Genomic DNA, 23,736 nt, shown 5'->3' with positions numbered 1-23,736 from the left:
CGTCACCCCGCTTTGCGCTTCTGTCAAGCGCGGTTGCGGGCAATTTAGCAATTCAGGGTAGCGCGGCCAGCGCCTCAAGCCGGGTGATTTCACGCCGAAAGGCCAGAGCCAGTGTTTCGGCCAGACGGGTCAGGCGTTCGGACCGGCGGTCGTCGGCGTGACGGATCAGCCAAAAGGCGCGGCTTAGCGCAATTTCACGGATCAGCAACCGGCGCAGGCCCGGAACAAAAGGAATCGCAAAGTCATGCACTATCGCCAGCCCCGCCCCTGCACGCACCATTTGCATCTGCACCGACACCGAATTTGACGCGAGCCCGACCGTCTCGGCGCCGGTTTCGGCCAGATAATCCAGTTCCTTGTCAAAAATCATGTCGGGAATATAGCCAATCATCCGGTGCCCACGCAGATCCGCGCGGCTGAGGATTTTTGGATGGCAGGCCAGATAATCCGCCGATCCAACCAAGTGCAGCTGATAGTCAGACAGTTTTTGCACCGTCAGCCGGCCAGCGTTCGGCGGCGAAACGGTGATTGCCATATCCGCCTCGCGTTTGGAAAGGTTGAACACCCGCGGCAGTGCAACGACCTGAATTTCCAGTCCCGGATGCGCATCGCATAACTGCGCGCAGACTTGGGGCAGCAGATAGTTGGCGCAACCGTCCGGCGCACCGATACGCAGCTGCCCGGTCAATTGCCCCGCAACGCCACCCAATTCTTCAGCCGCCCCCGCCAACGCCAATTCGGCGCGCTCAGCATGCGGCGAAAGCCGTGCCCCGGCATCGGTCAGCGTGTAGCCTTGCGGGCTCTTATCGAACAGTTTGGCGCTTAGCGCCTCTTCCAGCCGGGCGATGCGGCGCCCCACGGTGGCGGCATCCAGTTTCAGCACCCGCCCCGCGCCCGATAGGCTTTCCGCCCGCGCCACCGCCAGAAATACGCGCAAGTCATCCCAGTCAGTCAAGTTTCGCCCCTTTGCAAAAACGCAAAACGCTTTTGCCAAATTGCCTCTTTGTCAGGCAAAATTGCAAGACTAGAGTGGGCCCATAATATTTAGGAGGATGTGATGAAAGAGATTGGTCACTGGATCAATGGCAAGATGGTTGCCGGAAAATCGGGCCGCTTTGCCGATGTCTTCAACCCGGCCACCGGCGAGGTGCAAGCGCATGTAGCCCTTGCCAGCAAGGCCGAGCTGGACAGCGCCGTGGCCGATGCCGCCAAAGCGCAGGTGAAATGGGGCACCACCAACCCGCAAAAACGCGCAAGGGTCATGATGGAATTCGTCCGCCTGATCAACCGCGACATGGACAAGATGGCCGAGGTGCTGTCATCGGAACATGGCAAGACCTTCCCGGATGCCAAGGGCGATGTGCAGCGCGGGCTTGAGGTGATTGAATTCTGCGTCGGCGCGCCGCATCTTTTGAAGGGTGAATTTACCGATGGCGCCGGGCCGGGGATCGACATGTATTCGATGCGCCAGCCTTTGGGCGTGACGGCAGGGATCACGCCTTTCAACTTTCCGGCGATGATTCCGCTGTGGAAAATGGGGCCTGCGCTGGCGTGCGGTAACGCGTTCATCCTCAAACCGTCAGAGCGCGATCCGTCGGTTCCGTTGATGCTGGCGGAACTTTTGCAAGAGGCCGGCCTGCCGGATGGCGTCCTTCAGGTAATCAACGGCGACAAGGAAAGCGTCGATGCGATCCTTGACAATGACACCGTGCAGGCGCTGGGTTTTGTCGGCTCGACCCCGATTGCAGAGTATATCTACGGTCGTGGCTGCACCAACGGCAAACGTGTGCAGTGTTTTGGTGGCGCCAAGAATCACATGATCATCATGCCTGACGCCGATATGGAAAAGGCGGCAGACGCGTTGATCGGCGCCGGCTTTGGCGCGGCGGGCGAACGGTGCATGGCGATCTCGGTTGCGGTTCCGGTGGGTGACGAAACCGCCGACCGGCTGATCGAAATGCTGGTGCCGCGCATTGAAAGGCTGAAAGTCGGCCCGTGGACGGCAGGTGACGACGTGGATTATGGCCCGCTGGTCACCAGTGCCGCCATGGCGCGCGTGAAGGGCCTGATCACCTCGGGGGTGGATCAGGGTGCATCGCTGGTTTGCGACGGGCGCGATTTCAAACTGCAAGGCTATGAGAACGGCTTTTTCGTTGGCCCGACGCTGTTTGACAACGTCACCACCGATATGGAGATCTACAAGCAAGAGATCTTTGGCCCGGTTCTGTCAACGGTGCGGGCCAAGACCTATGAAGAGGCCATCGGCTATGCCCTTGACAATGAATATGGAAATGGCACCGCGATCTTTACCCGCGACGGCGATACCGCGCGCGATTTTGCCGCGCGGATCAATATCGGCATGGTCGGTATCAACGTGCCAATCCCGGTGCCGCTGGCCTATCACACCTTCGGCGGCTGGAAAAAGTCGGGCTTTGGGGATCTTAACCAGCACGGTCCCGATGCGTTCCGGTTCTATACCCACACGAAAACAGTGACCGCGCGCTGGCCCAGCGGCATCAAGGAAGGGTCCGCCTTCAACTTCAAGGCGATGGACTGACCTGAAACCAAGCCCCGCCGAATATCTCCTTCGGCGGGGCAACCCCACCTTTGCCCGACCCGCCCCAACCGGCCTGCAAACAGACGGCGCTTGCAAAATTGCTGCGAGGATTGAAAACTGAGCGGGCGTTCAATCCATTTCATCTGCGGCACCGGATTTGGGGGAGGACACATGGATTTTGCACTCAGCAAGGAACAGCAGGCGATATTTTATATGGCCCATGCCTTCGGGCAAAAGCATATCGCGCCGTTTGCCCGCACATGGGAATCCGAAGGCACGATTCCCAGATCGCTCTGGCCGAAGGTGGCCGAACTGGGCCTTGGCGGGATTTATGTTTCCGAAGACTATGGCGGCTCTGGCCTGTCGCGGCTGGATGCAACGCTGATCTTTGAGGCGCTGGCGATGGCCTGCCCGGCGGTGGGGTCGTTCCTGTCGATCCACAACATGTGCGGCGGCATGATCGACAAATTCGCTTCGGATGAGGTCAAGGCAGCCTGGCTTCCGGCGCTGTGCAGCATGGAAAAGGTCTTTTCCTACTGCCTGACCGAACCGGGGGCAGGCTCTGACGCGGCGGCGCTGCGAACCCGCGCGGACGTGACCGATCAGGGCTACCGGTTGAACGGCACCAAGGCGTTCATCTCGGGCGGGGGCTATTCGGATGCCTACGTCACCATGGTGCGCACCGGAGATGCTGGTCCCAAAGGGATTTCCACGGTGATTGTCGAAGGGGGCACACCCGGCCTTTCCTTTGGCGCGCTGGAAGAGAAAATGGGTTGGCGCGCGCAACCTACCGCGCAGGTGCAGTTCGATGATTGCCTCGTGCCGCTGAAAAACCGCATCGGTGATGAGGGCAAGGGCTTTGCCTATGCGATGGCCGGGCTGGATGGCGGGCGGCTGAACATCGCCGCCGGCGCGCTAGGCGGCGCGCAGCGGGCGCTGGATCTGACGCTGGATTATATGGGCGAGCGCACGGCCTTCGGTAAAACCCTTGACCAGTTTCAGGCGCTACAATTCCGGCTGGCCGAGCAAGAGGTAAAGCTGCAATCAGCGCGCATCTTTTTGCGTCAGGCGGCGTGGAAACTGGATCAGGGCACCCCCGATGCCACGAAATTCTGCGCCATGGCAAAAATGTATGTCACCGATGCCGCGTTTGAGGTGGCCAATACCTGCCTGCAACTACACGGCGGCTACGGTTATCTGGCCGATTATGGTATTGAAAAACTGGTCCGCGATTTGCGTGTCCATCAGATCTTGGAAGGGACGAATGAGATCATGCACCTGATCATTTCCCGCACAATGCTGGCAGAGCGCGGCTGATGGCCGATATCATCGCCCGCAAGGAAGGCCGCGCCGGACGCCTGACCTTTGCCCGCCCCGCTGCCCTGAACGCGCTGAACCACCAGATGGCCACCGCAATCGAGACCGCGCTTGATGACTGGCGCCACGATCCTTCGGTGGATCTGGTGCTGATCGACGCCATGGGTGAGCGCGCCTTTTGCACGGGGGGTGACATCGCGGCGATGTATCACGCGGGGCGGGCAGGCGATCATACCGTCTCACATGAATTCTTTGCCGAAGAATACCGGATGAACGCGTCTATCGCAGAATTCCCCAAACCGATCGTTGCCTTCATGCAGGGATTCGTGATGGGCGGCGGCGTGGGCGTGGGCGGCCACGCCAGCCACCGGATCGTCGGTGACAGCACCCAGATGGCGATGCCCGAAAGCGGCATCGGGTTGGTTCCCGACGTGGGCGGCACGCTTTTGCTGGCCCGCGCACCGGGCGCTTTGGGTGAATATCTGGGCATTACCGGCACCCGCATGGGCGCAGGTGACGCAATCCATGCGAATTTTGCCGATACCTACCTGCCCGAGGCCAAGTGGGACGCGCTGAAAGCCCGGCTTATAGCCACCGGCAATCCCACCATCATTCAGGGTACCCCTGCCCCGGCGTCGGCTTTGGCCGCGCTTGCACCGCAGATCGACGCGGCCTTTAGCGCACCCGACCTTGCCGCGATCATCGGGCGGCTGACCAGGACGGACAGCGATTTCGCAACCGACACGCTAACGCTGATCCGGCGCAACTCGCCCCTGTCGATGGCCGCCACGCTGGCACTGGTGCGGATGACGCGCGCAGACCCGACCATCCGCGCAGCACTAAGCCGTGAATACCGCTTTACCCGCCGCGCAACCGCGATGGGCGACTTTCTGGAGGGTGTGCGCGCCCAGATCATCGACAAGGACCGCCGCCCCGTCTGGCGGCACACGCTGGCGACACTGCGCCCCGAGGATGTGGCGCAAATGCTGGAACCTTTAGGCCCCGAGGCCGCAATCTGGAGGGATTGAGCTGTGAAAATCGGATTTATCGGCCTTGGCAATATGGGCGGCCCGATGGCCACCAACCTTGTGGCGGCAGGCCACACCGTTACCGGTTACGACCCGGTCGCCCCGATCCCCAAAGGCGCAACACCCGCCCAAAGCGCCGCCGAGGCCGCAACCGGCGCCGATGTGGTCATCACCATGCTGCCCAGTGGCGCAATCTTGCGCACCGTGGCGGCCGAGGTAATCCCGGCAATGGCCAAGGGGGCGGTGCTGTGCGACTGCTCGACAGTTGATGTGGACGCGGCGCGTTTTGTGGCCGAACAGGCATCGGCTGCGGGGCTGCAAGTGCTGGATGCACCTGTATCCGGCGGCACCAGCGGGGCCGCTGCCGGAACGCTGACCTTCATGGTTGGCGGCACCGACTCCGCCTTTGAAACGGTCACGCCGCTATTTGACATCATGGGGCAGAAGGTCGTGCATTGCGGGGTGGCAGGCGCCGGGCAGGCTGCCAAAATCTGTAACAACATGATCCTGGGCGTCACCATGATTGCCACCTGCGAGGCCTTTGCACTGGCCGATAAACTGGGGCTCGCACGCGATAAGATGTTTGATGTGGTTTCAACTTCTTCCGGCGCCAGCTGGTCGATGAATACATATTGCCCGGCCCCCGGCATTGGCCCCAAATCGCCCAGCGACAACAACTACAAGCCGGGCTTCGCCGCTGAACTCATGCTCAAGGATCTGCGTCTTAGCCAGCAGGCCGCCGAGGCCGCAGATGCCGACACCCCAATGGGGCAGATGGCCGCAGCGCTTTACACCACCTTCGTCGAGCAGGAGGGCGGCAAGGGGATGGATTTCTCGGCAATGTTGCCGCGGTTTGAAAAACGCGGACGCGGTTGACCGGATGACGGCTTGTGCTTTGCCCGGCAAGCCGCCTACTACTCGCCCATGAACGACTGGCCCCTGGACACCCCCGCGCTTGCGGTACTGGAACCCGATACCCGCGCAGAACTTGGGCGGTTGACCCCGCAAACCTTGCGTCGCGGTACGGTGCTGTTTCGCCCCGGCGACAAGGTTGCGGGATTTGCGCTGATGCTTTCTGGCCGGATCGAGGTGTTTCTGACCGGGGCAAATGGGCGTGAGCTACTGCTTTATGCGATTGAGCCGGGTCAAAGCTGCGTTCAATCGACGCTGGGTCTGCTGGGCGGGGGCGATTACTCGTCCGAGGCGATTGTGGCAGCTGATTGCACGCTGGTGATGGTGCCGCGCGGGCCTTTTCTGGCGCTGATGGACAAGGCCCCCGGCTTTCGACGGCTCGTCTTTGCCGCCTTCGCCGAACGGATGGGTGATATGATTCAGCTGATGGAGCGCGTGGCGTTTCAGCGCGTTGAGATCCGGTTGGCTGAGGCGCTGCTGGCGCGCGCCAGCGGCGATCGGGTCAGGGCAACCCAAGCCGAGTTGGCCGCGCAGATCGGGTCAGCGCGCGAGGTCGTATCGCGCAGGCTGGATGTGTTTGCGCGCGCAGGCTGGGTGCGCACGGAACGTGGCGCCGTTCTACTGACCAATCGCGCCGCATTGGAACGGCTGGCCCTGACTGGAACGCTGTGACCTAGTCACAGACGCACCCCACGCCATCGGATATGCTTATCGCAACCGGGCATCAGCGCCCGCGTGAATGGAGTAACCAATGTTCAAATCCAACGTCGGCGGCATCGACCGCATTTTGCGCATCGTCGTCGGGCTTGCCCTGATTGCAGGCTTTTTCGTCTACCCACAAGCCAGCTACCGCTGGTTGTTTCTGATCGGCATCTTGCCGCTATTGACCGGGTTGATGGGAAGTTGCCTCATGTATTCGGTGCTTGGCTTCAACACCTGCCCGATGAAGAAATAAGTGAATTTATTTGGTGAAAATACTCCCGCCGGAGGCTGCCCGGACTAGCCGCGGAGCCTCCGGCGGGAGTATTTTTGCCAAACAAAACCCAAAATCACTCCGCAGCGACGCTGCGGGATCTCAGCATCGGGCCCAGGTATTGCCCGGTGTAGCTGTGAGTGGCTTTGGCTATCTGTTCAGGTGTCCCAGTGGCCACGATCACACCACCGCCATCGCCGCCCTCGGGGCCAATATCTATGATCCAGTCGGCGGTCTTGATGACATCAAGGTTGTGTTCGATCACCACCACCGTGTTACCCTGATCGACCAGGCTGTGGAGCACCTCAAGCAGCTTTTTCACGTCTTCGAAATGCAACCCCGTCGTGGGTTCATCGAGAATGTAGAGGGTGCGGCCGGTGGCACGGCGCGACAGTTCCTTTGACAGCTTTACGCGCTGCGCCTCGCCGCCTGAAAGCGTGGTCGCCTGTTGGCCCACCTTGATGTAGCCAAGGCCCACCTCGACCAGCGCATCCATCTTTTCGCGGATCGAGGGAACGGCTTTGAAAAACTCTTGCGCGTCTTCGACCGTCATATCAAGAACGTCGGCTATGCTCTTGCCTTTAAAGTGAACTTCCAAAGTTTCGCGGTTGTAGCGATGACCTTTACAGGTTTCGCATTCAACATAGACGTCGGGCAAAAAGTGCATCTCGATCTTGATCACGCCATCGCCTTGGCAGGCCTCACAACGGCCGCCCTTGACGTTGAACGAAAATCGCCCCGGTTTGTAGCCGCGCGCTTTTGACTCCGGCAGGCCCGCGAACCAGTCGCGGATCGGGGTGAAGGCACCGGTGTAGGTCGCCGGGTTGGAGCGGGGTGTCCGCCCGATGGCGCGCTGGTCGATGTCGATGACCTTGTCGAGATGCTCAAGTCCCTTGATCGTTTCGCAAGGCGCCGGGGTCTGGCGTGCGCCGTTCAGACGCATTGAGGCGGTTTTGAACAGCGTCTCGATAGTGAGCGTGGATTTTCCGCCCCCTGAGACACCGGTGACGCAGACAAATTTTCCCAAGGGGAATTCGGCTGTCACATTTTTGAGGTTGTTGCCGGTGGCACCTACTACCTTGACCGACTTGCCGTTACCGGCCCGGCGCGATTTTGGCACGGCAATCTCGCGTATTCCTGACAGGTATTGGCCGGTCAGGCTGGCGGGATCGGCGGCGATTTCATCGGGTGTGCCGCGTGCAACGATCTGGCCACCATGCACCCCCGCCCCCGGCCCCATGTCAAAAACATAATCGGCATGGCGGATCGCGTCTTCGTCGTGTTCGACCACCAGCACTGAATTGCCCTGATCGCGCAGGTTTTTCAGCGTTGTCAGCAGCCGGTCATTGTCGCGCTGATGCAGGCCGATCGACGGCTCATCCAGCACATACAGAACCCCCGTCAGACCCGATCCGATCTGCGAGGCCAGGCGGATTCGCTGACTTTCGCCGCCCGAAAGCGTACCGGCAGCACGGCTTAGTGTCAGATAATCAAGGCCGACATTGATCAGGAACCCCAGTCTTTCGCGGATTTCCTTCAAGATCGCCTTGGCGATTTCATTTTTCTGCACGGACAGGCTGGCCGGCACGGCCTCGGCCCAGGCGTGGGCCTCGCGGATCGACATTTCGACGACCTGCCCCACATGCAGCCCGGCAATCTTGACCGCCAGCGCCTCGGGTTTCAGGCGGTAGCCGCCGCAGGCGCCGCAGGGGCGGTTGTTCTGATAACGCTCCATTTCCTCGCGCGACCAGGCGCTATCGGTTTCGCGGTAGCGACGCTCCATATTGGGGATGATGCCCTCGAAGGTGCGGCTGACCTGATAGACGCGGCCGCCCTCGTCAAAGCGGAACGGAATTTCTTCGTCGCCCGACCCGTAGAGAAACAGCTTTTGCACCGCCTCGGGCAGGTCTTTCCAGGCCTTACGGCGGTCAAAGCCAAAATGCTTGGCAAGCGCTTCGATGGTTTGGGTGAAATACGGGCTTTTCGATTTGGACCAAGGCGCAATCGCGCCGTTCCCGATTTGCAGGGTGACGTCTGGCACTACCAGACGTTCGTCAAAGAACAGCTCCATTCCCAGCCCGTCGCAGACGGGACAGGCGCCGAAGGGGGCGTTGAACGAAAAAAGACGTGGCTCGATTTCGGGGATGGTAAAGCCGGAAACCGGGCAGGCGAATTTTTCCGAGAATGTGATCCGGTCTGGTTCCTGACCCTCGGGGGCGACGGTTTCCAAAAGCGCTATACCGTCAGCCAGGTCCAGCGCGGTGCGAAAACTATCAGCCAGGCGGGTTTCCAGACCCTCACGCACTACGATCCGGTCTACCACCACGTCGATGTTGTGGCGGAATTTCTTGTCCAGAACGGGCGGTTCCTCCAGCTCATGATAGGTGCCGTTGACCTTGACGCGGGCAAAACCCTGTTTGCGCAGGTCCAGAAATTCCTTGCGGTATTCGCCTTTGCGGTCGCGCACGATCGGGGCCAGAAGATAGGCCCGCGTGCCCTCGGGCAGGGCCATCACCCGGTCAACCATGTCCTGCACCTGCTGCGCCTCGATCGGCAGGCCGGTGGCGGGGCTGTAGGGGGTGCCCGCGCGGGCGAACAAAAGCCGCATATAGTCGTAGATTTCGGTCACCGTGCCAACGGTCGATCGCGGATTTTTCGACGTGGTCTTTTGTTCGATCGAAATCGCCGGGCTAAGCCCCGAGATGTGATCGACGTCAGGTTTTCCCATCATATCAAGGAATTGGCGCGCATAGGCCGACAGGCTTTCGACGTAGCGGCGCTGCCCCTCGGCGTAGATCGTATCGAACGCGAGGCTGGATTTGCCCGAACCCGACAACCCGGTGATCACCACGAACTGGTCGCGCGGAATATCCAGATCGACGTTCTTGAGGTTATGTTCGCGCGCGCCGCGTACTTCGATGAACTTCTGCTCGGCCATGCTCGCCCCCGGATAAGACGATACCTGATAGTGTATCCAGACCGAGTCTCCAAGCCGGATCTCGGAACAAAAGAAGAAACCTTGATGAAAACCAGTTGATATGAGCAGCAGCGCAACCCAAGCAACGCTTGGCTTGGTCAATCAGATGGCACAGGGCTGACAGCAGCTTTCGCGGCGGGGAAAGAGACGTCTTTGACCCCTACACAGGATCCGGCGAACCGATCTGCCGCCAGTGCGCCTTTTGAAAACCCCAATCGCGCGCGCCCACGTTGCCAGCGATTGGGGCCTTATCGTCAAATATCTGCGCGAAACGCACCTGGCCCAACACTTTGCCCGGATAGCCTTGCAAAACCCTCTAGGCGAACGATCAGGTGTCTTTCAGGCCGACGCGCGGTTTTGATCCCTACATATGCAAGGCGCGGCCGTAGGCATCCAAAACCGCCTCGTGCATCATCTCGGACAGGGTTGGATGCGGGAAAACGGTGTTCATCAGGTCTTCCTCGGTCGTCTCCAGTGCGCGGCCAACGACATAACCCTGAATCAGCTCGGTCACTTCTGCGCCAACCATGTGTGCACCCAGGAGTTCGCCGGTTTTCGCATCAAAGACGGTTTTCACCAGCCCCTCGGCCTCGCCCAGTGCAATCGCCTTGCCGTTACCGATAAACGGAAAACGACCGACGCGAATCTCGTATCCCTGTTCTTTGGCCTTGGCTTCGGTCAGGCCCACGCTGGCAACCTGCGGCTGGCAATAGGTGCAGCCGGCGATGCTGCCCGGTTTGATCGGGTGTGGATGACCGCCTGCAATCAGCTCTGCCACCATGACGCCTTCGTGGCTGGCCTTGTGCGCAAGCCAGGGCGCGCCGGCAATATCGCCAATGGCAAAAAGCCCCTCAACGCCGGTACGGCAGTATTCATCGGTCACGACATGGGTGCGGTCGATTTTGACGCCCAGCCCCTCAAGCCCGAGGTTTTCGACATTGCCAATGATGCCCACAGCCGAAATGACAGTGTCAAATTCGGCCGTTGTCGTGCCCTTGGCATCTTCCAGATGGGCGGTAACCTTACCCCCCCCTTTACCATCAGGCGCACGGTCCAGTTTCTTGACCGTCGTCTTTTCCAGAATTTTCATGCCCTGCTTGACGAATTGCTTTTTGGCGAATGCGCTGATTTCCGCGTCCTCTACCGGCAACACACGGTCCATTACTTCGACCACGGTCGTATCGGCACCCAAGGTATTGTAGAAGCTGGCAAATTCGATTCCGATCGCGCCCGAACCGATCACCAGCAGCTTTTTCGGCATCCGTTTTGGTGCCAGCGAATGTTTATAGGTCCAGACCAGATCGCCATCGGCCTCAAGCCCGGGAAGTTCGCGTGCCCGCGCGCCGGTGGCAACGACGATCGCCTTGGCGGTCAGCTCTTCGTTGCCCTTGTCGGTCTTGACCTGCACACGCCCCTTGGCCGGGATCGTTGCGGCGCCCATGACAACGGTGATCTTGTTTTTCTTCATCAGATGGCCAATGCCACCCGATAACTGTTTGGCGACCCCGCGCGACCGCGCGACAACGGCATCAAGGTCATAACCGATATTTTCGGCCTTCAGACCAAATTCCTTGGCCCGATGCATCAGGTGAAACACTTCTGATGACCGCAACAGCGCCTTGGTAGGAATACAGCCCCAGTTCAGGCAGATCCCGCCCAGATGTTCACGCTCAACTATGGCGACATTCAACCCCAGTTGCGCACCACGGATCGCGGCGACATAGCCGCCCGGGCCTGCGCCGATGACGATCATATCGAAGCTTTTGGCTGCCATGACACTTCCTCCAATTAATGTAGTTTAGCCTTAAACCATTTTTTTGCCCGTATCAATGGTGGGTGTTTGCGCCAGAGCGGCACTGTAGCCGCCGGCCTTCAGTATTGCTTTTTCTGCCGGGGTAGAGGTTCGCCCCAACGCATCATTGCGCCATGGAAAGCGGCCAAAACGCGCAATGGCCTGCGCATGGGCGCGGGCGTGGCGTTGGTTATCGCCCGGCATTCGCGTATCAAAAAGATCAATGCAGCGGTTTTGCAGCGCCATATCTTCGGCATGCATGAAGGGCAGGTAGAAAAACTGCCGTGCCGGCGGGTCGATGTCCAGATCGAAGCCTTTGGTAATTGCCGCATCGGCCAGATCACGCGCCAGCGCGTCGGTCGCAAAGCTGCGCGGATCGCCGCGAAACATATTGCGCGGGAACTGGTCTGCCACCACGATCTGCGCGAGCGCGCCGCGGGCGGTCCCCCCCCATTCCAGCGTTGCGACCCGTTCCCAAAGCGGCTGAAAATCGGTTCGTATCCGGTTATCCAAAGCCGTGTTGACCTTGTACCAGCCAGAGGGACCTACAGTCTCCAGCCAAAAGGCCAGAACGTCGTTCACGCTCATTATGTCACCTCCCTTTGACATAAGGCTGGCAGGTTCCGCGCTTGGGATCAATGCCCTACGGAAGGGGTGTCATCCGTGTCTGACTGTGACGTGTCCTGCGCGGCCTCCAGTGCGGCCTCTACCGCAAGCGTGGTTGCGGCCGGTGACAGCACCGCAAAGGCGCCGGTTTGATCGGCAGGGATCGACGGGCGGCGGGTCATGCGCCAGCCGGCATAGGCGGCAACCAGCGCCATCAAAAGTGCGATATAAAGGAAAAAGCCATTGTCGCCCACAGCCTCCATCAGCCAGCCGGTTGCCAGCGGGCCGGTAATTGCCCCCAGACCGTTGATAAACAACAACCCCGCCGAGGCTGCTGCCATATCGGAATTATCAAGGTAGTCGTTGGTATAGGCGACCATCAATGAATAAAGCGGGTTTGCAATGCCGCCAATAAGCGCCGCCATGAACAAGAGCACCCCAAACCCCGGCGCCATTATAAACACCAGCCCCATCGACACGGCCCCCATGATCGCCAGCGCCAGAATCAGCACGCGCCGGTCCATCCGGTCCGACGCCCAACCGATCGGATACTGAAACAGCAGCCCCCCCACATAGATCGCCGCAACGAAGATTGAGATTTCGCGCACGCTCAGCCCCGCATGGGTACCCCAAACCGAAGACATCCCGAACAAGGCCGAGAACACCCCCCCCAGCAAAAATATCCCCACACAACCCAGCGGAGAGGCCGCAAACAGCCGCGCAAAACTCATCCGCTTGGTGGTGGCAAACGGCGGCGCAGGCGCGACCGACAGCAAGATCGGCGTGAACGCCAGTGAAACCAGCACCGACGGGATGACGAACAGAAAATATCCCGAGGGGTCGCCCGTATTCAGCAGGATCTGCGCTGTAATGACGCCCAGCATCTGCATGATCATATAGACCGATAGCGCCTGCCCACGGTTTTCATTGGTGCTTTGGGCATTCAGCCAGCTTTCCGCGACGATATAGACCCCAGAGAATGAAAATCCGATCAGCACCCGCATTGCCGTCCACGCAACCCAGTTCGGCGCGGTTGCATAAAGCACCAGCACGGCAGAAATCAGACTGCCCAGCGCCGCAAAGACCCGCACATGACCAACCCGGCGAATCATCTCGGGCGTCATCCGCGATCCAAACAGAAAGCCCATGAAATAGGCCGACATCACCACGGACATCTCGTAGGTGCCGATGCCCTCGATCTCGCCGCGAATACCCAGCAAGGTGCCCTGCATCCCATTGCCGACCATCAGCAACATCACGCCCAGCAATAGCGGCCATGAACTACGCAAAACACTCAGCATCGGGGACCTCATCTGATCGGAACGCGGGGTTTAGCGCAGGTAGGCACGGCGGTGGGCGCTAATTACGACCTTGGGGAATCAATAGCGACGCATCGCCATAGGAAAAGAAACGGTAGCCCTGTGCAACCGCATGTCGATAGATTTCGCGGATGCGCTCTGGCCCCATCAGCGCCGAAACCAGCATCAGCAGCGTCGATTTGGGTAGATGGAAATTGGTCATCAGCGCATCCGTCACCCGAAACCTGTAGCCGGGGTAGATAAAAATATCGGTGGTGCCCCGAAACGCCATGACCCGCCCCGAGGCTGCGGCCGTTTCTATCAGCCGCAACGCCGTGGTCCCCACCGGAATGATCCGCCCGCCCGCCGCGCGGGTGGCGTTGATTTCATCAGCGGCTTTGGCGGAAACCTCGCCCCATTCGGCGTGCATCTTGTGGCTGGCGACATCATCAACCTTGACCGGCAGAAAGGTGCCTGCACCGACATGCAGCGTGACCTCGGTAAAGTCGACGCCTTGGGCGGCCAGCGTTTGCAGCAGATCCTCGGTGAAATGCAGGCTGGCGGTGGGGGCCGCTACGGCACCGGAATGGCGGGCGAAGACGGTCTGATAGTCAGATTTGTCTGCCTCGTCCGGGGCGCGCAAAGCCGCAATATAAGGGGGCAGCGGCATCGCGCCGGCCTTGGCCAGGGCTGTGTCAAAATCTGTGCCGGTCAGGTTGAAGGCAAGGCTTAGCTGGCCATCCTCAATGGCGATGACACGGGCCGAAAGTATGGGTGAAAAGTGAATTTCCTCGCCCGGCCGGACCTTGCGCAGCGGCTTGGCAAGCGCGGCCCAGGCGCCGCCCGGCAGCGGCTCCAGCAGCGTCACCTCGACCTTGGCGGTGACATTGCCTTGGGTGCTTGCGCGGTGGCGCTGACCGGTCAGGCGTGCCGGAATGACGCGGGTATTGTTCAGCACCAACCGATCACTTGGGCGAAAAATCTTTACCAGATCAGATACTTGCTGGTCACGGATCTGCCCCCCCTCAGCCAGCAGCAACCGCGCGGCGGTGCGGGGGCGGGCCGGCCGCGTGGCAATCAGCGCCTCGGGCAGATGAAAATCGAAATCCTCAAGCCTCATTGCACGACCTTTGGCGGCGCCCGGCGGAAAATTTCGCGAAACATCCCCGGCGTCAGCAGCGACAGCGGGTTGATCTTGATCTGCGGGGCGGCTGCGGTGCCTTGCAAGCTATAGTTGAAGCCGAACACACCTTCGCCGCGCCGGGTCAGGATCTGCCCGATTCCGTTGATAAGGTAGAATGGCGAAACCACACCCTGCATATCAATCTTTCCGCTCGTCGGGTAGTAATTCCCGGTCATCGTCACCCCAAGCGAGGCCCCCATCGCATCGCCCCTTGTGATGCTGACCCCTTCGGGCGTCAAGCGAAACACCCCCTCGACATCATTGAACACAAGCCCATCGCCGTTCAACTGCTCCAAAAGGCCAATCCCCGAGGCAGCCCCCAGCATCGCCGCCAATACCGGCGCATCCTTGACCTTCAGGTTTCGGATCTTTGCCACGCCTTGATAACTACCCGGCGCCCGCATTGGAACCAGCGTCAGATCAAGACTGCCGCCGCGCGCGCGCGCAAAAATATGGGCGGCAGCCAGAACGGCCCCCGCATCGCGCGCAGTAATCCGAAAGGCACTTCGCCCGGCGGTCGAAGGGGTCACGGCCCCCAGCACGGGCGCGGCGCCATTGACCCGCGCATCAAAAGAGCCGTTAAAGCCCCCGCTGGTGCCAAAATCGCCGCGAAACCCGGTCAGGGCAATACCGTCGGAAATGGTCAGCCGGTCCAGTGCCACGCCGATCTTGACAGCGCCGCCCGTACCACTGCCCCCGCTTAGCTTGGCGCGGCGCATATCGGCCTGCCCATCGGTGACCGTGATGGTGGGTGCCCGGCCCCTGCCCTGCCCGGCCAGCGCGACCCCGCCCTTGAACCAGTCGCCAATCGAAACACTGTCGAATTTGGCCAGTTTCAGGCCGCCCTCCGGGTTCAGGGTAATCTGCCCCCGCGCCTCAAGCCCCGGCGCCGACAGGCTTAGCGCGTCAACCGTGGCAGGTTTGCCAAGCGCCCCTGACAGGGCCAATGTTCCATGTGTGGCCGCCGCTTTTGACCAACCCACCTCGGGAATGCGCAGCACCAGCCCGCGCAGATCGGACTGCATTTCATAGCGGATCGGCGCACCTTTGGTGATATCCAGCGTCAATTGCCCCCGGCCCAAACCCCCCAGCGCCCCTTTCGGCAGATCAATCTGAAAGGTGTCCAGCGCCTTCGCGGACAGCTCGATACTTCCCGCAACCTGCGATTTGCCCTTGTGTTCCGGGCCAAATTTCTGCGTCCAGCGCGCATCGAACCCGACACCGGAAAGCGTGCCCCGCCCGGCTATCTCGAGGCCCTCACGGCTCGCGGTCAGCGTCAATTCATCGGCGGCAAGCACCCGCCCCGGCACGATCTTTTCAGAGCGCACATCGGTCAGGCGGGCGGTCACGTCATAATCTACCGACTTCGGGTCCACCTTTTTGGCCAGCACAAGGCGCAGTGTGGTATCGGTCTCGGCTTGGCCCTCGGCGATGTCGGTCGGTTGGCCTGCCTTGGTCAAAAACTCGAACGGCGGCTGATCCAGAAGCGACAGCGCCGCAGGGATGGCGCTTTTGGTGCGCAATTTCACGACGGCCGGGGCCGGTTTGATGCGGATATCGGGCACCAGCATGACCGTATCCGCCACATCAACCCGCCCGCCCGCCGGGGCGGTCACATAGCCTGCCTCAACCATCAGCGCATGGGTGGTGCCGCCAATGGTGGCAAAACCCGCCCCTTGCAACACCGGGGGCAGGCTTTTTATCACCTTCACCTCGGCTCCGCTGAACTCATACCCCAGCGCCAGCCGCGGCTCGGCCCCGGGCGCAAGGCGCAGCGCGGCGGCAACGTTGTGCAGCGTTCCCGTGGCCACATTGGTCGCCACCCAGTCGCGGGTGCGTGGCACCAAGGCGGGCGGCCACAGCGCCAACAGCCCGTTCTGGCTGATCTGATCCACCCCCAGACCCAGCGCCACCCGCCAGCCTGCGGCATCGGCCCCGACATGGCCACGCGCCGAAATGCGCTGATCGCCTTCGATCAACTGCACCTGCCCCAGATCAATGCCAAACGGGTTCAGCCGCAGCCGAATATCGGCGGCCCCCTGTGAAAACCGGGCGGGTTCTTCAAAAACCCCCTCGGGGTCAAGTTGCAGATCGGTAATGGTGACTTGCCCCAACAGGGTGTCGGGCAGCCCTGCCGCAAGCCCGCGCAGCACCGCCTGGCCCTGCGCACGCAACCTGATTGCGCGGCTGTCAAACGCCAGATCGGTAAACGTGACTTTTTCGGTGGCCGGGTCATACCCCAGATAGACCTTTCCCCCCTCAAACGGCACCGGTTGCGCGCCTGCAACGGGGCTGATCGCACCTTCGCCAATCTCAAGCATCGCATCCATCCGCCCGATCTGGCCTGCCGCATCAATTCCCGATCGGATCGACCCCGAAATCGGCGCATCCAGCACCGACAGCCACGCCAGTGCGGGCGATTGCAACGCAAGATCTTTGGCCGGAACCGCCGTTACAGCCGCGCCAAAGCTGGTTTCCGCGCTGCCCTTGCGCGTGCTGAGCGATACAGCAACCTGTGCCGGAAGGTGATCCTTTTCACCCACATCAAACCCCAGCGTGACCGAGATCCGCGTATCTTGCTGCACCAGACTCAGGCGCCCCGCAGACACCCACCAGACGCGGTTTTGCCGCGCATCATCCAGCCGGATCTGAAGATCCTCGGCCTCGATGCGTTGCAGGCGGGCCAGCGCGGGGGTGGCAAAGGCCGCGTCAAAGGCGGCTACCACCTCGGCGGCGTTTTCGGGGCGCGGCGCGGTAAAGGTGTTTCCGCCGCCCAAGGCCAGATCAAAAGTGCCGTCCGCAAGGCGATGCATTGCCAGACTGCCGCCCCGGATCCGAAAGCTTTTGGCGACAATCTTGCCGCGCAGCAACGGTTGCGCGTAAAGCGTGCTGCGCAATTCAGGTAAAACCGCGATCGGCAGGCCCGACGGGCTGGTTATCACCACACCATGAAGCCTTACCCTGGGCACAAAGCCCTGATCGACCACCACATCCGCCCCACCCGAAAGCCGTACCCGCACCACCCCCGCCAGCGCGGCATTGGCCCGCGTTTCAAGCCGCGCCACAACCCATGCCGGGGCTGCCAGCGGGCGATGCGTCAACACCATCACCGCAAAACCCGCTGCCAATGCCAGCAACAGCAGGCTTGGCAAAACCCACATCCAAACCCGCCTTTTGCGATGCTCGCCCCTTACGGCGGCGGCCACGCCAATGTCGCCGGTCACGATGCCGGTGTCCGCGCCCGGTTCTGGTGCGGCCTTTTCTGGCTGGCCATCAGCCATGCGCATCCTACCTCATCACTTGCCCGGCGCGTCACAGTGCGGCCTTGTTGCGGGTCTGCCTGTATCTTGGCGCATAACCGGCCTAAACGTAAATCCTGTTCACCCCTGAAGGAGGATATGATGCCCCAGATCGGCGAAACTGCGCCTGATTTTACCTTGCCCCAGACAGAAAACGGGACCGGCGGCGAAACCCTTACCCTGTCATCACTGCGTCCCAGCCCGGTGGTACTTTATTTCTATCCAAAGGATGACACGCCCGGCTGCACCCTGGAGGCGCAGGATTTTACCCGCCTTGCGCCGCAATTTGCAGCCTTCGGGGCACGGATAATCGGTATTTCAAAAGACAGCCCGGCCAGGCACGAAAAGTTTTGCGCCAAACACAGCCTCGATGTGGTGCTGGTATCGGATGAAAGCGGCGATACCTGCGAACGTTATGGCACTTGGGTTGAAAAGAAAATGTACGGCAAGACCCACATGGGAATCGAGCGTCGTACGCTGCTGATTGATTCCACGGGTCGCGTTGCGCGGATTTGGCCAAAGGTCAAGGTCGCAGGCCATGCCGAAGAAGTTCTGGAGGCCGTCAAACACCTCATAAAGCCCGAAATTGGGGATAATTAGGCGAAAAGCCGCGCATTTTTACAGTGAACCGCCGTCACTGCACCAAATCGTTCAAAACTTGTTGCGCCGGCACCACAGCGCTTGCTACTCCGCGCTTGGGTGACGTAACGGCTCGGTCCGCGCCGCCCTTGCAAAAACGATAAAGGACAAGTGGCTTGCACAGACGCATCAATGACCGGCTGAATTCAACACTTGAACGCTGGCTGCCCGAACAGCGGCTGTTCTTGAAGTCTGAAACCTCTACCCGATTCGTGCGGCTTAAGCCCATCACGCAGGCGTTGACGCTGGGTGTATCGTGTCTGGTCTTTGGTTGGTCGGTCATCGCAACGTCACTGTTGTTCATTGATGGGATCAGCTCTGGCTCGACGCGCGATCAGGCAGCGCGGGCCCAGGTGGCATTCGAATATCGGCTTGATACCCTATCCAAGGAACGCGATGCCCGCGCAGCCGAGGCGCTGGCGGCGCAAGACCGCTTTCAGTTGGCGCTGGAGCAGGTTTCAAAAATGCAGTCAACGCTGCTCTCCTCGGAAGAGCGGCGGCGCGAACTGGAAACCGGGATCGACGTGATTCAGGGGACGCTGCGCCGCACCATGGGTGAACGCGACGAAGCGCGCACCGAAATGGCGGCCGTTCAGGCCGACATGAACGGCAGCAACGCCGATGCTGTGTCGGACGCCGCGCGCACCCAGGATATGGCTTCGACCGTTGATTTCCTGACCGCCGCATTGGGTGCCACCGCCCAGGAACGCGACATCATGGAGCGCGACGCAGAGGCCGCCCGTAGCGAAGCCGACCAGATCTTGCTGGAAAAACGACTGTTGGAACAGCGAAATGACGAAATATTCACGACGCTGGAAGGCGCAGTAACTGTCTCCATGGCTCCGCTGGACAAGATGTTCAAAGCGGCCGGGATGAACCCCGACAGCATCCTGACACAGGTGCGCAAGGGCTATTCAGGCCACGGCGGACCTTTGACGCCGATATCTTTTTCATCCAAGGGCAACGCCAGCCTGACCGCAGATGAGGCGCGCGCCAGTAATATTCTTGGTTCCCTGGACCAGATGAACCTTTACCGGATCGCTGTGGAAAAGATGCCGTTCGATATGCCGTTGAAGGCGGCTTTCCGCTTTACCTCGCCCTTCGGCTACCGCTGGGGGCGGCTGCATGCCGGCATTGACATGGCCGGCCCGATAGGCACGTCAGTGTATAGCACAGCCGACGGGGTTGTTACGACCGCAGGGCGCCAGAACGGCTATGGCAATGTGATCAAGGTCCGGCACGAGTTCGGCACCACAACAGTTTACGGCCATCTGTCCAAAATCCGCGTAAGCGTGGGCCAAAAGGTCTCGCGCGGGGATCATATCGGTGATATGGGCAATACTGGACGGTCAACCGGCCCGCACCTGCATTATGAAATTCAGGTGGGCGGTGCACCTGTTAACCCGATGACCTTCATCAAGGCGGCCAAAGATGTTTTCTAAAAGCAGAATAAATGAGCCCGGCCCAAAAGCTGCGGCCGACACTGAAAAATCCAAGACCTCAGACGGAACGATGACAAAGTCCGCCGGGGATTTTGTTCCCACAGCACCGCGCGTCAAAGCTGCGGCCTCGGTCCTGTCGTCAGATCTGACGATCACGGGCAACATCAAGACCACAGGCGATATTCAGGTGGAAGGCGTTGTCGAGGGTGACATCCGTGCGCACCTTTTGACAGTTGGCGAAAGCGCGACGATCCGCGGTGAGATCATAGCTGACGACGTGGTTGTAAACGGCCGCGTTGTCGGCCGTGTACGCGGGCTTAAGGTCCGGCTGACCTCAACCGCGCGGGTCGAGGGCGACATCGTCCACAAGACAATCGCAATCGAATCGGGCGCACATTTTGAAGGCTCAGTCCAGCGTCAGGATGACCCGTTGTCGAACGGTACCGGCACGCCCAAACTGGCGCCGCCCATGCCAGAGGGCCAATAAACCTTCGTCACGATACCTTTCAGATGTGAGGGCGAGGCCAGTCGGCCCCGCCCTTTTTTTTGAACAGGCCCAGCTTAATCCGCCATGAGCCTGCGGTACATGTGCCAGCTTGCATGCCCCAGCACCGGAAGCACCACAAACAACCCCCAAAACAGCGGCACCATGCCCAGAAACAAAAGCCCTGCGATCGTGCAGCCCCATGCCGCCATCGTCACAAGATTGGCCCGAACCGCCTCGATGCTGGTCACGATTGCGGTGATGAAATCAACCTCCCGGTCCAGCAAAAGCGGTAGGCCAACCACGGTAAACGAAAACAGCGCCAAGGCAAAACCCGCGCCAATACCCGTGCCGATGGCAAGCATCAACGGCCCGTTGCCAGTCATCAGAACCCCCAGCGACGAGGTGATATTGGTCAACGAGGCAACCCCCATGAACAGGGCAAATATGGTATGGGCGACAAAGACCCAAAACATGAACATCAGCAGGATTACCATCGACATTGACGGAATCTGGCGGTCTTTCTGGGCAAAGATGACGCCCAGAACTTCGCGCCAAAACAGCGGCTTACCGGTTTCAATGCGGCGACTGACTTCATAAAGGCCGATTGCCGCGAAAGGGGCCAAAAGCGGAAACCCGACAACAAAGGGGATCAACCACCATTCCTGCCCTGCCATCGCAACCACAAGATAAAGTACCATCCCGCCAACAACATAGACGGTTGAGAAGAAAATACCGAAGGCCGGGGCGCGCATGAAATCGCGCAAACCAGCGCGCAACACATCCGCGATAGCAGCCAGCGGCACCTCTTGCACCTGCGGCAGCGTCGAGGGCCCGTTATCATCTGCTTGCAGCATGTTTTCCTCCAGTTTCAAAAGAGGCTAAACGTGCCGCGCTGGAAATGCCAAATGAAAATGGGGCCACGGCCTGCCCGCGCCGCAAAAGTGCGCTGCCACGACTGAAAGCGCCAGGACTTCAGCGTAGGGGGGTCTGTTCTGTTGGGCCTCCGGCGGGAGTATTTACGCCAAAAAAAAGCGAATGGGTCAGTCTTTGGCCGGAAAGACAAAGCAGCGATCGCGGCGGATCGTCAACCACATTGGCGTGCCGGGATTGGGTAGAAAGACATTTGGCACCGTCACCTTCAAGACCGATCCGTCGAAGTCCATACGATACTCGATCAGGCTTTCGCGCCCCATGAAGCGGGCGCGCTCGACGCAGGCACGGGCGGCTGTTCCGTCTTGTGGCGTCGGGTTAGGGCCGCGACCGTTGCGGTCGAAGTCAATTTTCAGGTGTTGCGGGCGGATGACGATCTCAACCTCGGTATCGTCGGGTTGGCCCGGCATCAGGAATTGCCCGAAGGGGGTATCGCAAAGCGCGCCCCGCACCCGCGTGCGCAAGATGTTCACATCGGAAAAGAACGCCGCCGCTGCGCGGTCGACCGGGGCGTTATAAAGGTTGTAGGGCGCGCCGCGCTGCACGATTTTGCCGGCCCGCATCAGCAAGATCTGATCGGCCATCCGCATTGCCTCATGCGGCTCGTGGGTGACCAGCAACACGGCGGTGCCCTCCTCCTTCAACAGGGCCAATGTCTCGTCGCGAATACCGTCGCGCAGGCGCTCATCCAGGCCGGAAAAAGGTTCATCCATCAGTAGGATACGCGGATTCGGCGCAAGCGCGCGTGCGAGCGCCACACGTTGTTGTTCGCCACCCGACAGCGCATGGGGGTAGCTGTCGATATGGTCTTCAAGGTGAACCCGTTCCAGCAGATCGGCCACACGGGCGCGCTTTTCGGCGCGGGTGCCGTGCAGCCCGAAGGCGACGTTTTCGGCAACCGACAGATGCGGAAACAGGGCGAAATCCTGAAACATCAGCCCGATGGCGCGACGTTCCGGCGGCACCCTGAATACCGTGTCGCACACCAGCCGGCCGTCAACATAAATCTGGCCGCTGTCTTGCATGTCGACGCCCGCGATGATCCGCAGCGTGGTGGATTTGCCGCAGCCCGACGGGCCCAGCAGGCACGTCACCTGCCCCGACGGAATCCTGAAGGACACATCATCGACCACCGCCTGCGCGTCAAAACGGCGGATCAGATTTTGCACCTCAAGCCGGGGAGGTGCATCGCGGCCCGTTTGTTGGACGCTCTCGGGCGAGGGCATGGTCACGCGGTCATTCCGATCAATTCAGTCAACTTAGCGCCCTTCGGCACCGTGCGATACCAGCCCCGCCCCCGTCTTGCAAGCCACCCGGCCCGGTCACATTGTCGAATTGAACCCGCCCCCATCCAGCAAGATATTCTGCCCGACAATGAACCCGGCATGGGCGGAACACAAAAAGGCACAGGCCGCGCCGAATTCTGCTGCGGTGCCATAGCGGCGGGCGGGGATGGTTGCCTGACGCTGTGCCGCCGCCGCCTCAAGGGTGATGCCTTGCGCCGTGGCCACGCCCCCATCCAGCGCCAGCGCCCGGTCGGTCGCGTGGATGCCCGGCAGCAGATTGTTGATGCACACACCCGAGGCAGCCACCTGTCGCGCCGTGCCCGCGACAAAGCCCGTCAACCCGGCCCGCGCCGAGTTTGACAGACCCAGCACGCCAATCGGTGATTTCACCGATTGCGAGGTGATATTGACCACCCGCCCCCAGCCCCGCGCCATCATTCCCGGAAGGCACGCCTGCATCAGCGCAATCGGCGTCAGCATATTGGCATCCAACGCCTTGATGAAATCGTCGCGCGACCAGTCCGACCACAGGCCCGGCGGCGGCCCACCGGCATTGGTTACCAAAATATCCACATCGCCTGCGGCCGTCAAAACCCTGGCGCGCCCTTCCGCGGTTGTGATATCGGCGGCAACCGGCACCACGCTGACACCGTGACGCGCGGCAATGTCGGCTGCGGCCTGTTCCAGCGGCCCCGGCGTGCGCGCATTGATCACCAGCGAAACGCCTGCTTCGGCCAGCGCCTCGGCGGAACCGCGCCCCAACCCTTTCGAGGCGGCACAAACCAAGGCACGTTTGCCCGCGATTCCCAGATCCATCGTCCACTCCTTCATAGTCATGCCCGAATTGGGCTATCATTCCGTACCCGGACCCTCTGTTGCGCCGGTAATGGCGCAAAAGGGCCGCCGCAAGGGTAAGCCCAAGATTATTGAATTACTTTACCCAAAGGCAATTGATTTGGTTTACACCCCACCCAAGCCGGATTGCCGGACATACACTTGGCTTGCACAGG

Annotated in this window: 19 protein-coding genes; 9 read left to right on the top strand and 10 right to left on the bottom strand. The window is 60.6% G+C overall.

Going from position 1 to position 23,736, the window contains the following annotated elements; translation table 11 throughout:
* Nucleotides 1-52 precede the first annotated feature (52 nt).
* Nucleotides 53-955, bottom strand: a complete 903-nt coding sequence (locus ACM62R_RS02970) for a LysR family transcriptional regulator (protein WP_415182582.1) — start codon at nt 953-955, stop codon at nt 53-55.
* 102 nt (nt 956-1,057) lie between these two features.
* Here ACM62R_RS02970 and ACM62R_RS02965 point away from each other — a divergent pair, with 102 nt between their 5' ends.
* The 6 genes from ACM62R_RS02965 (at nt 1,058) to ACM62R_RS02940 (ending at nt 6,769) form a co-directional block, all read left to right on the top strand.
* Complete coding sequence (locus tag ACM62R_RS02965; protein ID WP_415182581.1) at nt 1,058-2,557, top strand: CoA-acylating methylmalonate-semialdehyde dehydrogenase; 1,500 nt, start codon at nt 1,058-1,060, stop codon at nt 2,555-2,557.
* A 171-nt stretch (nt 2,558-2,728) separates the two neighbouring features.
* Nucleotides 2,729-3,874, top strand: coding sequence for an acyl-CoA dehydrogenase family protein (locus ACM62R_RS02960; RefSeq protein ID WP_415182580.1), 1,146 nt, complete (start codon nt 2,729-2,731; stop codon nt 3,872-3,874).
* Nucleotides 3,874-4,902, top strand: coding sequence for a 3-hydroxyisobutyryl-CoA hydrolase (locus tag ACM62R_RS02955; RefSeq protein ID WP_415182579.1), 1,029 nt, complete (start codon nt 3,874-3,876; stop codon nt 4,900-4,902). Before ACM62R_RS02960 ends, ACM62R_RS02955 begins: the two co-directional genes overlap by 1 nt.
* 3 nt (nt 4,903-4,905) lie before the next feature.
* The gene (gene mmsB, locus ACM62R_RS02950) at nt 4,906-5,778 is read left to right on the top strand and encodes a 3-hydroxyisobutyrate dehydrogenase (protein ID WP_415182578.1); all 873 of its coding nucleotides are present in this window, start codon (nt 4,906-4,908) and stop codon (nt 5,776-5,778) included.
* Nucleotides 5,779-5,826: 48 nt separating this feature from the next.
* Nucleotides 5,827-6,486: a Crp/Fnr family transcriptional regulator gene (locus tag ACM62R_RS02945; protein WP_415182577.1), complete on the top strand. Its 660-nt coding sequence runs from the start codon at nt 5,827-5,829 to the stop codon at nt 6,484-6,486.
* A 79-nt stretch (nt 6,487-6,565) separates the two neighbouring features.
* The gene (locus ACM62R_RS02940; RefSeq protein ID WP_415182576.1) at nt 6,566-6,769 is read left to right on the top strand and encodes a DUF2892 domain-containing protein; all 204 of its coding nucleotides are present in this window, start codon (nt 6,566-6,568) and stop codon (nt 6,767-6,769) included.
* Nucleotides 6,770-6,863: 94 nt separating this feature from the next.
* On the opposite strand, the gene uvrA is transcribed toward ACM62R_RS02940, so the two are convergent.
* The 6 genes from uvrA to ACM62R_RS02910 all read right to left on the bottom strand — a co-directional run bounded on the left by uvrA (nt 6,864) and on the right by ACM62R_RS02910 (nt 17,930).
* Complete coding sequence (gene uvrA, locus ACM62R_RS02935; RefSeq protein WP_415182575.1) at nt 6,864-9,725, bottom strand: excinuclease ABC subunit UvrA; 2,862 nt, start codon at nt 9,723-9,725, stop codon at nt 6,864-6,866.
* A gap of 403 nt (nt 9,726-10,128) precedes the next feature.
* Entirely contained in the window at nt 10,129-11,538 is a 1,410-nt protein-coding gene (lpdA, locus tag ACM62R_RS02930) for a dihydrolipoyl dehydrogenase (RefSeq protein ID WP_415182574.1), read from the bottom strand.
* Between the two features lie 30 nt (nt 11,539-11,568).
* A complete protein-coding gene (locus ACM62R_RS02925; protein ID WP_415182573.1) occupies nt 11,569-12,144 on the bottom strand; it encodes a DUF924 family protein in 576 nt (191 codons plus the stop codon).
* Between the two features lie 47 nt (nt 12,145-12,191).
* Nucleotides 12,192-13,463, bottom strand: a complete 1,272-nt coding sequence (locus ACM62R_RS02920; protein WP_415182572.1) for an MFS transporter — start codon at nt 13,461-13,463, stop codon at nt 12,192-12,194.
* A gap of 58 nt (nt 13,464-13,521) precedes the next feature.
* Entirely contained in the window at nt 13,522-14,580 is a 1,059-nt protein-coding gene (gene queA / locus ACM62R_RS02915) for a tRNA preQ1(34) S-adenosylmethionine ribosyltransferase-isomerase QueA (RefSeq protein WP_415182571.1), read from the bottom strand.
* The gene (locus ACM62R_RS02910; RefSeq protein ID WP_415182570.1) at nt 14,577-17,930 is read right to left on the bottom strand and encodes a hypothetical protein; all 3,354 of its coding nucleotides are present in this window, start codon (nt 17,928-17,930) and stop codon (nt 14,577-14,579) included. Before ACM62R_RS02910 ends, queA begins: the two co-directional genes overlap by 4 nt.
* 114 nt (nt 17,931-18,044) lie before the next feature.
* On the opposite strand from ACM62R_RS02910, the gene ACM62R_RS02905 reads away from it, so the two are divergent.
* The 3 genes from ACM62R_RS02905 to ACM62R_RS02895 all read left to right on the top strand — a co-directional run bounded on the left by ACM62R_RS02905 (nt 18,045) and on the right by ACM62R_RS02895 (nt 20,510).
* Nucleotides 18,045-18,542 (top strand): peroxiredoxin, encoded by a 498-nt coding sequence (locus ACM62R_RS02905; protein ID WP_415182569.1) that lies wholly within the window; start codon nt 18,045-18,047, stop codon nt 18,540-18,542.
* Between the two features lie 155 nt (nt 18,543-18,697).
* Entirely contained in the window at nt 18,698-20,023 is a 1,326-nt protein-coding gene (locus ACM62R_RS02900) for a DUF5930 domain-containing protein (protein ID WP_415182568.1), read from the top strand.
* Nucleotides 20,013-20,510 carry a bactofilin family protein gene (locus ACM62R_RS02895; RefSeq protein ID WP_415182567.1) on the top strand — a complete coding sequence of 166 codons (498 nt, stop codon included), beginning with the start codon at nt 20,013-20,015 and terminating at the stop codon, nt 20,508-20,510. Before ACM62R_RS02900 ends, ACM62R_RS02895 begins: the two co-directional genes overlap by 11 nt.
* Nucleotides 20,511-20,584: 74 nt before the next feature.
* On the opposite strand, the gene ACM62R_RS02890 is transcribed toward ACM62R_RS02895, so the two are convergent.
* From ACM62R_RS02890 to ACM62R_RS02880, 3 genes are all read right to left on the bottom strand, one after another.
* The gene (locus ACM62R_RS02890) at nt 20,585-21,364 is read right to left on the bottom strand and encodes a DUF2189 domain-containing protein (RefSeq protein ID WP_415182566.1); all 780 of its coding nucleotides are present in this window, start codon (nt 21,362-21,364) and stop codon (nt 20,585-20,587) included.
* A 186-nt stretch (nt 21,365-21,550) separates the two neighbouring features.
* On the bottom strand, nt 21,551-22,666 hold the full coding sequence (locus ACM62R_RS02885) for an ABC transporter ATP-binding protein (protein WP_415182602.1): 1,116 nt from the start codon (nt 22,664-22,666) through the stop codon (nt 21,551-21,553).
* A 96-nt stretch (nt 22,667-22,762) separates the two neighbouring features.
* Entirely contained in the window at nt 22,763-23,542 is a 780-nt protein-coding gene (locus tag ACM62R_RS02880; protein ID WP_415182565.1) for an SDR family oxidoreductase, read from the bottom strand.
* Nucleotides 23,543-23,736: the final 194 nt, after the last annotated feature.

The organism is Phaeovulum sp. (assembly GCF_047638075.1).
Classification (GTDB): domain Bacteria; phylum Pseudomonadota; class Alphaproteobacteria; order Rhodobacterales; family Rhodobacteraceae; genus UBA6197.
The sequence above is the reverse complement of the archived record's forward strand: the minus strand, read 5'-3'. Positions and strand labels throughout refer to the sequence as shown.

Bases quoted from the DNA above. Each gene is read 5' to 3' on its own strand.
- ACM62R_RS02955 (WP_415182579.1), top strand. From the start codon at position 3,874: ATGGCCGATATCATCGCCCGCAAGGAAGGCCGCGCCGGACGCCTGACC.
- ACM62R_RS02890 (WP_415182566.1), bottom strand. From the start codon at position 21,364: ATGCTGCAAGCAGATGATAACGGGCCCTCGACGCTGCCGCAGGTGCAA.
- ACM62R_RS02940 (WP_415182576.1), top strand. From the start codon at position 6,566: ATGTTCAAATCCAACGTCGGCGGCATCGACCGCATTTTGCGCATCGTC.
- ACM62R_RS02960 (WP_415182580.1), top strand. From the start codon at position 2,729: ATGGATTTTGCACTCAGCAAGGAACAGCAGGCGATATTTTATATGGCC.
- lpdA (WP_415182574.1), bottom strand. From the start codon at position 11,538: ATGGCAGCCAAAAGCTTCGATATGATCGTCATCGGCGCAGGCCCGGGC.
- queA (WP_415182571.1), bottom strand. From the start codon at position 14,580: ATGAGGCTTGAGGATTTCGATTTTCATCTGCCCGAGGCGCTGATTGCC.
- ACM62R_RS02880 (WP_415182565.1), bottom strand. From the start codon at position 23,542: ATGGATCTGGGAATCGCGGGCAAACGTGCCTTGGTTTGTGCCGCCTCG.
- ACM62R_RS02925 (WP_415182573.1), bottom strand. From the start codon at position 12,144: ATGAGCGTGAACGACGTTCTGGCCTTTTGGCTGGAGACTGTAGGTCCC.
- ACM62R_RS02895 (WP_415182567.1), top strand. From the start codon at position 20,013: ATGTTTTCTAAAAGCAGAATAAATGAGCCCGGCCCAAAAGCTGCGGCC.
- uvrA (WP_415182575.1), bottom strand. From the start codon at position 9,725: ATGGCCGAGCAGAAGTTCATCGAAGTACGCGGCGCGCGCGAACATAAC.
- ACM62R_RS02945 (WP_415182577.1), top strand. From the start codon at position 5,827: ATGAACGACTGGCCCCTGGACACCCCCGCGCTTGCGGTACTGGAACCC.
- ACM62R_RS02965 (WP_415182581.1), top strand. From the start codon at position 1,058: ATGAAAGAGATTGGTCACTGGATCAATGGCAAGATGGTTGCCGGAAAA.
- ACM62R_RS02885 (WP_415182602.1), bottom strand. From the start codon at position 22,666: ATGCCCTCGCCCGAGAGCGTCCAACAAACGGGCCGCGATGCACCTCCC.
- ACM62R_RS02910 (WP_415182570.1), bottom strand. From the start codon at position 17,930: ATGCGCATGGCTGATGGCCAGCCAGAAAAGGCCGCACCAGAACCGGGC.
- ACM62R_RS02905 (WP_415182569.1), top strand. From the start codon at position 18,045: ATGCCCCAGATCGGCGAAACTGCGCCTGATTTTACCTTGCCCCAGACA.
- ACM62R_RS02920 (WP_415182572.1), bottom strand. From the start codon at position 13,463: ATGCTGAGTGTTTTGCGTAGTTCATGGCCGCTATTGCTGGGCGTGATG.